Annotated in this window: 11 protein-coding genes and 1 riboswitch; of the genes, 7 read left to right on the top strand and 4 right to left on the bottom strand. The window is 46.7% G+C overall.

All coding sequences use genetic code 11. The features are described 5' to 3' along the window. From HRU21_06420 to HRU21_06395, 6 genes are all read left to right on the top strand, one after another. The coding region (locus HRU21_06420) for a DUF3426 domain-containing protein (protein NRA41930.1) at positions 1 to 762 on the top strand (762 nt) is incomplete at its 5' end. A 284-nt stretch (positions 763 to 1046) separates the two neighbouring features. After that, positions 1047 to 2045: a tRNA dihydrouridine synthase DusB gene (dusB, locus tag HRU21_06415; GenBank protein ID NRA41929.1), complete on the top strand. Its 999-nt coding sequence runs from the start codon at positions 1047 to 1049 to the stop codon at positions 2043 to 2045. 32 nt (positions 2046 to 2077) lie between these two features. Next, positions 2078 to 2461, top strand: coding sequence for a DNA-binding transcriptional regulator Fis (gene fis, locus HRU21_06410; protein NRA41928.1), 384 nt, complete (start codon positions 2078 to 2080; stop codon positions 2459 to 2461). A gap of 81 nt (positions 2462 to 2542) precedes the next feature. Continuing rightward, positions 2543 to 4111 carry a bifunctional phosphoribosylaminoimidazolecarboxamide formyltransferase/IMP cyclohydrolase gene (gene purH / locus HRU21_06405; GenBank protein ID NRA41927.1) on the top strand — a complete coding sequence of 523 codons (1569 nt, stop codon included), beginning with the start codon at positions 2543 to 2545 and terminating at the stop codon, positions 4109 to 4111. A gap of 28 nt (positions 4112 to 4139) precedes the next feature. Next, positions 4140 to 5423, top strand: a complete 1284-nt coding sequence (gene purD / locus HRU21_06400; protein NRA41926.1) for a phosphoribosylamine--glycine ligase — start codon at positions 4140 to 4142, stop codon at positions 5421 to 5423. Then, positions 5398 to 8184, top strand: a complete 2787-nt coding sequence (locus HRU21_06395) for a response regulator (GenBank protein ID NRA41925.1) — start codon at positions 5398 to 5400, stop codon at positions 8182 to 8184. Before purD ends, HRU21_06395 begins: the two co-directional genes overlap by 26 nt. A gap of 2 nt (positions 8185 to 8186) precedes the next feature. On the opposite strand, the gene HRU21_06390 is transcribed toward HRU21_06395, so the two are convergent. From HRU21_06390 to yaaA, 4 genes are all read right to left on the bottom strand, one after another. Further along, positions 8187 to 9008 (bottom strand): UDP-2,3-diacylglucosamine diphosphatase, encoded by an 822-nt coding sequence (locus HRU21_06390; protein NRA41924.1) that lies wholly within the window; start codon positions 9006 to 9008, stop codon positions 8187 to 8189. Between the two features lie 262 nt (positions 9009 to 9270). Then, entirely contained in the window at positions 9271 to 9423 is a 153-nt protein-coding gene (locus tag HRU21_06385; GenBank protein ID NRA41923.1) for a hypothetical protein, read from the bottom strand. Positions 9424 to 9491: 68 nt separating this feature from the next. Next, a complete protein-coding gene (locus tag HRU21_06380; protein ID NRA41922.1) occupies positions 9492 to 10103 on the bottom strand; it encodes a DUF938 domain-containing protein in 612 nt (203 codons plus the stop codon). A 7-nt stretch (positions 10104 to 10110) separates the two neighbouring features. Next, the gene (gene yaaA / locus HRU21_06375; protein ID NRA41921.1) at positions 10111 to 10890 is read right to left on the bottom strand and encodes a peroxide stress protein YaaA; all 780 of its coding nucleotides are present in this window, start codon (positions 10888 to 10890) and stop codon (positions 10111 to 10113) included. A 198-nt stretch (positions 10891 to 11088) separates the two neighbouring features. Further along, positions 11089 to 11219: riboswitch (cobalamin riboswitch) on the top strand. A gap of 144 nt (positions 11220 to 11363) precedes the next feature. Here yaaA and HRU21_06370 point away from each other — a divergent pair. Then, on the top strand, positions 11364 to 12301 hold a 938-nt coding region (locus HRU21_06370), incomplete at its 3' end, for a TonB-dependent receptor (GenBank protein NRA41920.1).

Below are 12301 nucleotides of genomic sequence, written 5' to 3'. Positions count from 1 at the left end.
GCCATTCAGAAAAGTGGTGAGGGTAATTTCTTTGCCGATGATGAAGTGGATGTTATTGCTGATGAGGTGCTTGACGAAGTTGATGAGTCTTGGGCGGATGAATTGCTCGATGAAGCAGAGGCTATGCCGGATTTGGTTAAGCCGATCGACGACCCGAATAATATTGATGAGTTCTCTGATGCGCTATTGCTCGACAATGCTGATGCCGATGCAGAACTTGATAAGTCAGGTCTGCTTGGCCGTATTACGCCGGAACCGCTAGAGCTTGAAACGCGACGTGATTTCTCAACCTTAGCGTCGATGGCCTGGACGCTACTATTGCTCTGTTTATTGGCAGGCTTAATCACACAAACCTTATATTTTAAGCGCGATGATTGGTCGCGTCACCCAGAGCTGCGCTCGGGTTATTTGCAGATGTGTGAATGGCTGCAATGTGAGTTGCCGCCGCAGTTCGATATTAATGATATTTCTGCCAGCAACACGCATCAAAAAAGTCATGCTGTCTACAATAATGCCTTGGTGATCGAGACGGTTATCACCAATCATGCAACCATACGACAGCCATTTCCAAATATTGAGCTGATGTTTCGCGATCAAAATAAGCGCGTGATTGCGGCGCGCCAATTTACTCCTGATGAGTATTTGCGTGGCCAAATTGCCAGCAGTAAAACCATGCCGAAGCGGCAGCCGATTCGAGTTGCCATTGAGTTAGACGATCCAGGTGCTGCCGCCACCGAATACGAGCTGCTTTTGAGCTACTAGGCGCTGAGCAAACTATAGCGCATTCGCAATCGCATACATTCGCAATAGCATATAAGTTGACCAAGTTGGCAGCTTATATGCGCGATTTCGGCGGCATATTTACATTGTAGAAAAAATATACAGTTTCTGTCTGTTCAACACTACCATCTTGGTTTTTCTGGCGGTATGATAGCCACCCCCTGAGTGAGCTGCTGAATTTTTGCACAATCTGATCAAGCGGATTGCTGCGCAGTATCTCACCAGATGTTGTACCAATCTTTATACCCATAACAAACGCTTGGCTAATGATCCATATAGGTTCACACACTCTTCCTTCTCAAGCCCTATTGGCGCCAATGGCTGGGGTTACTGATGTGCCTTTTCGTCAGCTTTGTCAGCAATATGGCGCGGGTCTCACCACTTCAGAAATGCTGATTGCCGATACCGAGCTTTGGCAAAGTCGAAAGTCCACTCAGCGTTTACAAACGGTTGCTCATCAGACCTTGCCGAATAGTATGCAAATTGTTGGCTATGACCCCGACATGCTATGTCAGGCTGCTGTCGCGGCAGTGGCTCACGGCGCTGAGATTGTGGATATCAATATGGGTTGTCCGGCGAAAAAAGTCTGTAAACGCGCGGCTGGCTCTGCTCTGCTCAAAGACGAGGCCTTAGTGGCTGCCATTTTGAACCGGGTGGTTGAGGCCATGGCAGAGCACGCTATTCCGGTAACCTTGAAAATTCGCACCGGCTGGGATGAACAGAGTAAAAATGCGGTTACCATTGGTAAAATTGCTGAACAGGCTGGTGTGCAGGCGCTGGCCATTCATGGCCGCACCCGTGCGATGCGTTTTAACGGTCATGCAGAGTATCAGACCATCGCCGAGGTTAAGCAGGCAATATCTATTCCGGTGATAGCAAATGGCGATATTGGCTCAGTCGAAAAAGCCTTACTTATTTTAGCCGAGACTGGCGTAGACGGCGTGATGTTGGGTCGGGGAGCGCAAGGGCGGCCATGGATTTTTCAACAAATCAGTCAAGCCTTGCAACAGCAAACGATTACCGAGCCCAGCTTTGCTGAAAAGCAGCGGGTTATGAGCACGCATCTTCAAGCTTTGCATAGCTTCTATGGTGACTACTTGGGCTTACGCTTTGCAAGAAAACATATGGTTTGGTATCTGCAACAGCTAAATATGGATCGGGCTATCAGCAAACAATTTAACGCGCTTGATTCACTGCAAGCGCAGCTGCAGTTTGTCGCGGCATTAACTGAGCCAGCGACAGATATTGCAGCATCTATTCATTAATGATTACGAGTAAAACAAGATTAGGGTGATTTATGAAACATCAAGTTTTCGACCTAGCTGAACTGGATCGCAAAGCGTTTGAACGAAAGAAACAAGAGCGTTTAGCGAAAGAGCGTCAGGCGCAGCAACGATTAGAGCAAGAGCGTGCACTACAGGCGGCCAATCAGTCAGACTCACCACTGGCCGATGCGCAGTCGATTCGAGAGTCGGTTGCAGCGGCGATGGATACCTATTTTAAAGATTTAGATGGTCAAAAAGCGGTTGATGTGTACCAAATGGTGTTGGCTGAAGTAGAAGAGCCTTTATTGAAAGCGGTGATGCAATACACCCGCAAAAATCAAACCAAGGCTTCAAATATTCTGGGTCTTAATCGCGGCACCTTGCGCAAAAAACTAAAACAATACGGCATGCTATAAACGCTTGCCGAATTGTGATTCAACAATAATACAATGATTTAACAGCGCGTTGCTCAACGCGCTTGCATATGGAGTACCCCCATGACCGATCTGGTTGCGGTTAAACGCGCATTAATCAGTGTTTCAGATAAATCTGGCATCGTCGAATTTGCCCAAGCATTGCTCGCACAAGGCGTTGAGCTATTATCTACAGGAGGCACCTTCCGCCTACTGCAGCAAAACGGTCTCGCGGTGACCGAAGTGTCAGATTACACTGGCTTTCCGGAGATGATGGATGGCCGAGTCAAAACCCTGCACCCCAAAGTGCATGGTGGCATTCTTGCCCGGCGCGGACAAGATGAGTCGGTGATGGCTGAGCACGGTATCAATGCGATTGATATGGTTGTGGTTAACCTCTATCCGTTTGAGCAAACAGTCGCCAACCCTGACTGCAGCTTAGCCGATGCGGTAGAAAATATTGATATCGGTGGGCCAACTATGGTGCGTGCGGCGGCAAAAAATCATGCGCACGTGAATATTGTCGTAAATGCCAGTGATTATGCAGATATCATTGCTGAAATGCAGACAAATAATGGCGCTACTTCTTTGGCAACGCGTTTTAATCTGGCGATCAAAGCTTATGAGCATACCGCTGCATACGATGGCGCGATTGCTAACTATTTTGGTCATCAGGTGCCCGGTGGTAACGATGATTTTGCGCGTACTATCAATTTGCAATTTATCAAGCAACAAGATATGCGTTACGGCGAGAATTCTCATCAGCGCAGTGCATTTTATGTCGAGCACGCACCCGCGGCAGGCTCGATTGCCACAGCGCAGCAAATACAGGGTAAGGCACTGTCGTACAATAATATTGCTGACACAGACGCAGCGTTAGAAACGGTTAAGCAGTATGCCGAGCCGGCCTGCGTCATTGTTAAGCATGCCAACCCCTGTGGTGTGGCAGTGTGCGATAATATTTTGTCAGCTTATCAAAAAGCCTTCGCTACCGACACTGAGTCGGCTTTCGGCGGCATTATTGCGTTTAATCGAGAGCTTGATGCTGCAACGGCTCAGGCGATTTGCGATCAACAATTTGTTGAAGTGATTATTGCGCCTAGCATCAGTGAAGCAGCAAAAGCTGCAGTTGCGGAAAAGAAAAATGTTCGCTTATTGGCCTCTGGTGAGTGGCAAGATGCCGCGGCAGAGTTTGACTTTAAGCGCGTCAATGGCGGGCTGCTGGTGCAGGATCGTGATCTTGGCGTGATCACCGAAGCCCAGCTAAACGTTGTCACTCAGCGCCAGCCCACAGCGGATGAAATTCGCGACTTATTATTCACCTGGAAAGTTGCGAAAATGGTCAAATCAAACGCCATTGTGTATGGTAAAGATGGCCGCACCATCGGTGTCGGCGCCGGTCAGATGAGTCGCGTAAACTCAGCGCGCATCGCGGCGATAAAAGCTGAGCACGCAGGTTTAAGCGTGGCCGGTTCATGCATGGCCTCAGACGCTTTCTTCCCATTTCGTGACGGTATTGATAATGCCGCCAGTGTCGGCATCAGCTGCGTGATTCAGCCAGGCGGTTCGATTCGCGATGAAGAGGTCATTGCAGCAGCAGATGAAGCTGGTATGGCAATGGTGTTTACCGGCATGCGCCATTTCCGCCATTAAGCCTAGCAACGAGGTAGAGAACGGCTGTATGAATATTTTAGTGATTGGTAGTGGCGGGCGCGAACATGCCTTAGCCTGGAAAGCAGCGCAATCGGCGCAGGTAAATACGGTGTTTGTGGCGCCAGGTAATGCAGGTACCGCGTTAGAGCCAGGTTTAGAGAATGTTGCAATTGCTGGCGATGATTTTGCCGCATTGGCTGACTTTGCCAAATCTCAACAGGTTGGCTTGACGATTGTTGGGCCTGAGCAGCCATTGGTTGACGGCATCGTCGACTTTTTTCAGGCGCAGGGGCTTGCTTGTTTTGGCCCGTCGCAGGGTGCGGCGCAGTTAGAGGGCTCTAAGGCATTTACCAAAGACTTTTTGGCGCGGCATAATATACCGACGGCGGCATACCAAAACTTTACTGAAGTCGAGCCAGCACTGGCCTATTTACGTCAGCAAGGCGCGCCGATCGTTGTTAAAGCGGATGGCCTTGCTGCCGGTAAAGGTGTGATAGTGGCAGAAACTTTGGCTGAGGCAGAGGCGGCGGTTCGTGACATGCTATCGGGCAATGCCTTTGGCGAGGCGGGCTGTCGCGTGGTGATTGAAGAATTTCTGACCGGCGAAGAAGCCTCGTTTATTGTGATTGTTGACGGCAAGCATATTGTGCCGATGGCAACCAGCCAAGATCACAAGCGTGTGGGTGAGGGTGATATCGGTTTAAATACGGGCGGCATGGGTGCCTACTCGCCAGCACCGGTTGTGACCCCTGCCGTGCATCAGCGTATTATGCAAGAAGTGATTGAGCCAACGGTTGCCGGCATGGCGGCTGAAGGCAATGACTATACCGGATTTTTATACGCGGGGCTGATGATCGCAGCTGACGGTTCACCGAAGGTGATTGAGTATAACTGCCGTTTTGGTGATCCAGAAACGCAGCCAATTATGATGCGGCTACAGTCAGACTTAGTGGCGCTATGTCAGGCGGCGGTGGCCGGTGAATTAGCCGGCGTGGATACCGCGTGGGACTCGCGCGCTGCGGTTGGCGTGGTGATGGCTGCGGGTGGTTACCCCGGTAGCTATGACAAAGGTTTGCCTATTAGCGGTATTCCGAGTGCAACAGCGGTGCAAAAAGTGTTTCATGCAGGCACGAGCCTGCAGTCAGATCAAACTGTCACATCAGGTGGGCGCGTACTCTGTGCTACCGCGCTTGGCGAGTCTGTCAGTCAGGCAGCAGAATTAGCCTATCAACAGGTGGCTCAGATACAATGGCAGGATGCATTTTACCGTAAGGACATCGCTTGGCGTGCAATTGAACGAGAGCAAGCATAATAGATCCATTATCCAGCTCAGCCTGTGGCTCATAGGCTTAGTGCTTGGCTGCATGGCTGTGCAGCTAAGCCATGCTGCATCAGTTATTCAAATCAAATCAGCCGATCCCAATATCAATTATTCGCTGAGCAGCGCAGTGGACGTTTTAGCTGAGCCGCCTGCAATAGATGCAGCTCAGCTGAGCTCGGTACAGACATTACTCGAGGCGCCGTTAAAACATCAGTTCTATCCATTAGATCTCGAAAATAGCGATCAACTTGCCAGGCTAGACCCTAGTTTAAATCCGCTGTGGTTGCGGTTTGCACTTAACAACCAGTTGGCAGTAAGCACAGACCTATGGTTGTCGCTGCAGCCAACAGAGCATGGCGAGTTGCAGTTGTACCAAGCCATCTATCAAGCGGGTCAGCTGCAGAGTCTAACGCCCTTGCAGCGAATCATTAACGAAGGTCAGGCGCGGGTATATTATCCGCTGTTATTGCCCAGCAACAGTACCAGCGTATTTTTATTGTCGCTGCCAACAGAGCCATATATAAATACTGATATACAGTTGCTAAGGCCTGAGTCGGTGTTGCAATCGCGTGCGATTGAAGCGGCCTACCTGAGTTCGGGTTTGGGTATGATACTGTTACTGTCGATGGTGTTTTACAGTATCTCGATTGATAAAAAATCGTGGCTGTTTTTCTTCTTTGCCAATTATACAATTTGCATGGCATATATTTTGGCAATCAGCTATGTGCTGCAAAAATCATGGTTCAGTGAATACCATGGCTATATGCTGTTTGCGATATACTTATTTACACTTCTGGCGAATTCCAATGGTCTATTGCTAGTCCGCGAATATTTAAGGCTGTTAGGCTGCTTGGGCATTTTTGATAAGCTGATTATTTATGCAATGATAATCAGTTCAGTACTGTATGTAGTTTTATTGTTAGCGGTTGATCAGCCTGACCTTTATACCTGGTTTTTATTTGTGGTCAGTATGCCGCTGTTTATTGTTGCCAGTGGCTATGCAGCAAAGAAATCACAAAGCTTGATTGCCTCAACAATATTTGTATCACGCTTATTTACAGCCGCATTTATGTTTTTTGCATTATTGTATGAGCGCTCGGAGTTTAATTATTATTTGATCCTTAGTCCCATTCCATTAGCCTGGCTGCTGTGGGATTTGGTGATAATGGCCTACTGTTTGTATTGGCTGCAGAAAAGTATCTACAGCCACCGGCAACATAATCAACAGCTATTGCAAATTAATGAGGTGAAGCATAAGGCCCAACAGCAGGTATTTAGCCAGCTAAGCCAAGACTTACGCACCCCAATGAGCGCCATTATTGGCACCTCTGAAATTATAAAAAATACTGCGACAGGTGATGAGGAACTACAGCGGCATATTGAAGGTATTGAAAAATCTGCGCATAGCGTATTGAATAAAATTACCGATATTTACCATCGCACTAAATCGTTTCAAGAAAGTGAATATATTGAGACAGCGCCGTTTGAAATTCATTACTTGATTGAGCAATGTGTTGAGGGTTTCAGTAATGATATAAAAAAGCGCGCCTTAGAATTAATTTTAGATATTGATCCAAATATACAGGCTATTTTGGTTGGCAACAGTTTTTACCTGCGAACAATTTTAGTTGAGTTGTTAGAAAATGCGGTGCAGGCAACTTCGCAGGGTCATATTATTTTGCGTGCTGAGAGTGACCCACAAGAGCCCGAGAAAATTCTCTTTACCATCGAAGATACCGGACGCGGCATTGAGTCATCCTTGCTTGAAAAGTTGAATCAGCATCAACGTTTAGAGGCAATTCAGGGCAATGAGTCATCGATTGAGCTGGTGAAGCAGCTATTATTGCAACTTGATAGTCGCTTGTATGTTAACAGTCAAATCGGTGAGGGTAGTAGTTTCGGTTTTTCCTTATATCTGCCTGTCTCCCAAATGTCGATCAATAATAGCGTGTTTGATAGTGCCTCCTTACAGGCAAAAAGTTTATTGATCGTTGATGATAATCACACCTACTCACGGGTTCTGCGTGCAGCCGCGCAAAGCTGGGGTTTAGAGTCTAAAGAAGTCTATGATGGCACTGAGGCGTTAGCGTTATTCCGTGCGAAAGATAATTTACAGCAGCCGTTTGATGCTATCATCATCGATAACGATATCCCTAATATGCCAGCGATTGAGGTTATACGTAGGATACGAGAGAGCGCTAGTCATCTGCCGGCAGTCATCATGTTGGCAGGATTTTCTCCAGCACCCAGTATGGACGAATGTAAGCAGGCCGGTATTGATATGGTGTTAACCAAGCCGGTCAGTCAGCGCTTAATACAAACATCTTTGGTCAATTTGCTAGATACGCAACGTCAGCAACAAAGCTTAATGTATCAAAAGCCACGTATACTGATCGCCGAGGATAATGATGTTAGTCGACGTGTAATCAGTAAGATGATGGAGATTTTGGACGTTGATTATAAGCTTGTGTCTGACGGTAAATTAGCCGTTGATGCGGTAAAAAAAGAAACCTACGATTTGATCTTAATGGATTGCGAAATGCCGATTATGAATGGCTTTGAGGCCGCTGCGGCAATTCAGCAATGGCAGCAAGTAAAGCATCATCAGGCTACGCCCATTGTTGCATTAACCGCGCATGTGTTTGAGGAGCATGAGCAACGCTCGATATCGGCAGGTATGCAAGATTTTCTAGAAAAGCCCATTAAGTTAGATGCCCTAACGCAGCTGATCGATAAATACTCAAAGCTTTAGTGCTACGCGGCGTGGTGAATGCTATTAAGTTTTATTGCTTTTTCGCGCTTTGCAATATCAGACCAGTGAATAATTTCTAACCATCCAGCATCATCTTCTAACATAAACGTACAATTTTCGATCCAATCGCCGTCGTTACAATACAATACTCCATTTTCTTGTCGTATGTTTGGATGATGGATGTGGCCGCATATAACACCATCTAGATGTTGTTTTTTAGCCAATTGCATGGCGGCTTGCTCAAAGCAGTTAATCGCCGCTTGTGCATTTTTGACGCGATTTTTAATATACGTTGCTAAGGACCAGTAGTTGAAGCCAAGCTTTTTTCGCATCTTATTATTGAATCGATTAATGAATAGCAGTAAATCATAAGCGAGATCACCCATGCATTTGATGACACGATTAAATCTAATTACGTTATCAAGCTCATCGCCATGGATAACCAATAGTTTGCGCTTGTCGGCAGTTATATGAATGGCTTGCTGGTGAACTTCAATCTCGCCAAATTTCTCGCCGACAAAATCGCGAAAGTTCATATCATGGTTGCCAGGTATATAAATGACGCGGCAATCTGACTTAGCCATCTTCATCAGCTTACGAATAATTTTATTATGTTGCTCAGGCCAATAAAAGTTCTTGCTCAGCGACCACATGTCAATAATGTCGCCAACTAAGTAGAGAGTCTTACATTCAAGGCGAGTTAACAAATCCAATAAAAATTCGGCTTTGCAGTCCTTGTTGCCAAGGTGAATGTCAGAAATCCATACGGCATTGGCTTTGATTTTATGAGTGTTTAAATATTGCTGTTGATAATAGGCTGACATAGCAAAGGCCCTCACAGTTTTTTTAAACTGTAGTCTTGCTATATGGCACTTAAAAGACAGATTGTTGACACTTTTCTGACAATTTCACAAGATTTTTTCTGTGTGTCATAAATAGCTAGTGATAAAGCCTACTATCGTGAATAGCTGATGCAAACTGGGATAAAGTGGGTAAGTGTTTATGTAACTTAGCTTTGCAGCTTAGTTTCCCAGCTTCTCAGCTTCCCACCCAGCTTTTTTTTACTGCATTGCTGTAAGGCATAGCTCAGTGACTGAGCTTTGGTTTGCTCTTGGGCTTTGTGTTTGCGGTTTTCGCCTCAAGCTTGGCCAATAAGGCTTCAGCTCGGGCCAAAGCGGCTTTGTGATCATGCAGAGATGGTTTGCTGTTGGTAGTAGAATTCATTTCATTTTTGCTCATGGTAGGCACGCTTATCCTTATGCAGATTGAAGCTTTTCTACGTCACAAAAATAAAAATAGTTCAGCCCTTATGTTTTGCAAACAAAATGTAACAATAAATTATTTGCAGGCATAGCAATGGCTTCAATGTAAGTAAATGCTTGCTTACTTGCTAAGTCAATAATCCACTCTAGTTCGCGAATGCCAGAGGCAGGGTCGTGCTGTTGTAGCTGTTGATCAAAGGCGGCATTCGAGGCAGCAGTATATTCGCCGGCAATATTAAAGGGCCCGTAGATGATCAATTGCTGTTCCGGCCGCGCAAGTAAACCAAGATGTTGGAATAGCTGCGCTACCGCATCTTGGCTCATAATATGTAAACTATTGGCTGTGAAAATCGCATCGAAATTCTGCTCTTGTATAGCCTTGGGCCATGCAGTAGCCAGGGCATCAAGTGGCATGCAAGGGGGGGTGTTGGGCAGTTGATAGGCATCCAGCCGGCGCTGAATGCCGAGTATGTTACTGCTAAGATCACTGGTCTGCCAACTGAGTTGGGGTAATGCATTGGCAAAATGCACCGCATGCTGCCCCGTGCCTGAGGCTATCTCTAGCACATGCCTACTGCCACTTAACCATGGCGTGATCTGCTCTAGGATGGGCGTTTGATTGCGCTCGCAGGCAGCTGAGAACGGCAGTGTATGCATCGCTTGCTCAGTCAGCCGGATGATCGCGTAAAAACACCCATTTGTCTTCACTAGACGCTGCCGCCGAGAAATAATAACCGTCTACATCAAATTGTTTTAATGCCTCTGGCTCGGTTATACCGTTCTTCATGATATAAGCCGTCATCAAACCGCGCGCTTTTTTCGCATAGAAACTGATGATTTTATATTGGCCATTTTTTTGGTCTTTAAACTCTGGGTTGATGACGCGTGCCTGTAATTGCTTCGGCTTAACCGATTTAAAATACTCATTAGAGGCAAGGTTAATCAGTGTGTCGGCTTGTTGCGCTTCAAGCTCCTGATTGAGCTTGTTGGTGATTTGCTCACCCCAAAACGCATAAAGGTTTTTGCCACGGCTGTTTTCAAACTTGGTGCCCATTTCCAAGCGATAGGCCTGCATTAAATCAAGCGGTCGCAGCAAACCATAGAGGCCCGATAAGATACGCAAATGCTGCTGGCAAAAATCCAGCTGCTGGTCATTAAAACTGTGTATATCCAGCCCCTGATAAACATCACCGGTAAACGCAAATACGCTTTGACGCGCATTATCAGGCTTAAACGGGCGCTGCCAGTTTAAAAAGCGACCGTAATTCAGGTCAGCCAATTTGGGGCTGATCTTCATCAGGCTTTCAATGTCTGGCGGAGTGAGTGCGCGTAGCTCGTTGATTAGGGTCTCGGACTCATCTAAAAAATCCGGTTCGCTAAAGTTTGTGGTGCTGACTGGGCTGTCAAAATCCAGCGATTTAGCAGGTGAAATCAGAGTAAGCATGGGCATTAACTTCTTTGCTGAAATATTGTTTGCGATCATACACGCAATGCCGATGACTGCAAATTGAGAAATATTTATCGGCGGTATTGGGGCAGTTTATCAAGCTGATGATACTGTATGTAAATGCGAATCAAATGCAATTATTTGCAATCTGTAAAAATTGCTTTATGATCCGCCTCACGATTTAGGTTGTTGGTGCTGCACAATACCTCTAAAGGTATTGTCAGTTAAACGGGAAGTCAGATGAGCTGACACTGCCCTCGCAACGGTGATAGGTATTCGCAGAGAATATCTTAAGTCCGATACCGGCCTTTAACCTTGTCAAAGTTGCGATGGGCGACTTTCCGGCAGTCAATCAAACACATATCTTGCACAGTCTTATCGACAGGCTGTTCACTATCATCTTGCATTCGATGTGTGCTTGCCGTTTTCGCCCTAGTTCAGATTCATGAAACGATGTATTAGGGGAACACATGTCATCAAGATTTCATCATTTGTACCGTCCTTTGCGGCAAACTATATTGCCGTTTTCTTTAGTGTCTAGTGCTTTTATTGTCTCGCCTGTGCTTGGCCAGGATTCGCCAGAGACAGCCGCGCAAACGGAGGAAGTAGTTGTGACGGGCGTGCGCCAGCGTTTACAGCAGACTGGCGCTTTAGCGGATACGATTATTAAAACTGAAGTGATTGGCGTGAATGCGATCGAGCATAAAAATGCGGTCAATCTCAGCGAAGCGATTGATAACTCCCCCGGTGTGCGAGTGTCTAATGACTGCTCTATGTGTGGTTTTAAGCGCATCATGTTAAACGGACTGCGTGGCGATCAAACCACTATTTTGGTCGATGGCCTACCAACGCATACTTTAATTTCAGGCTATTACGCGGTGGATGCGATTCCCACCACCGGCATTGATCGCATAGAAGTGGCGAGAGGCGCAGGAGCATCGTTAATCGCGCCAGAGGCGATTGGTGGTACCGTGAATATTGTGACCCATGAAGCAGAAGACACGGGGCTTACGATAGATTTATCGGCGGGTGAAAATGGTTATCAGAAGGTAGGCTTTTTAGGCACGGCAGTCAGTGATGACCAAGCCACGCGAGTCACCATGATTGGCCAGTATGACGACCGGGAACAATTCGATGCCGATGATAACCGCGTCAGTGAATCACCGTCGATGGAAAATAGCAGCTTAATCGCGCGTATCAGTCACGATTTGACCGCCAAGGATAATATTATTTTACGCTATGCCACCATCAGCTCAGAGGTGTTTGGTGGGCCGGTATTGGGCAAACGCTTTGCTGATGGAGAAGCCTCAAGTATTGGTGCTGTAATAAGCCGCTTTGATGATAGCCCCAGCGCCACGCAAGATTTATTCGCCAATGGTGATGTTGAGAATAACTTTACCGGCAAAGC

It is taken from the genome of Pseudomonadales bacterium, assembly GCA_013215025.1.
Taxonomy (GTDB): Bacteria; Pseudomonadota; Gammaproteobacteria; order Pseudomonadales; family DT-91; genus DT-91.
Note: the sequence above shows the minus strand (reverse complement) of the source record. Positions and strands in the feature narration are given on the sequence as shown.

Excerpts from the sequence above, each read along its gene's own strand:
- HRU21_06385 (NRA41923.1), bottom strand. The coding sequence starts at position 9,423 with ATGAGCAAAAATGAAATGAATTCTACTACCAACAGCAAACCATCTCTG.
- HRU21_06390 (NRA41924.1), bottom strand. The coding sequence starts at position 9,008 with ATGTCAGCCTATTATCAACAGCAATATTTAAACACTCATAAAATCAAA.
- fis (NRA41928.1), top strand. The coding sequence starts at position 2,078 with ATGAAACATCAAGTTTTCGACCTAGCTGAACTGGATCGCAAAGCGTTT.
- dusB (NRA41929.1), top strand. The coding sequence starts at position 1,047 with ATGATCCATATAGGTTCACACACTCTTCCTTCTCAAGCCCTATTGGCG.
- purH (NRA41927.1), top strand. The coding sequence starts at position 2,543 with ATGACCGATCTGGTTGCGGTTAAACGCGCATTAATCAGTGTTTCAGAT.
- purD (NRA41926.1), top strand. The coding sequence starts at position 4,140 with ATGAATATTTTAGTGATTGGTAGTGGCGGGCGCGAACATGCCTTAGCC.
- yaaA (NRA41921.1), bottom strand. The coding sequence starts at position 10,890 with ATGCTTACTCTGATTTCACCTGCTAAATCGCTGGATTTTGACAGCCCA.
- HRU21_06380 (NRA41922.1), bottom strand. The coding sequence starts at position 10,103 with ATGCATACACTGCCGTTCTCAGCTGCCTGCGAGCGCAATCAAACGCCC.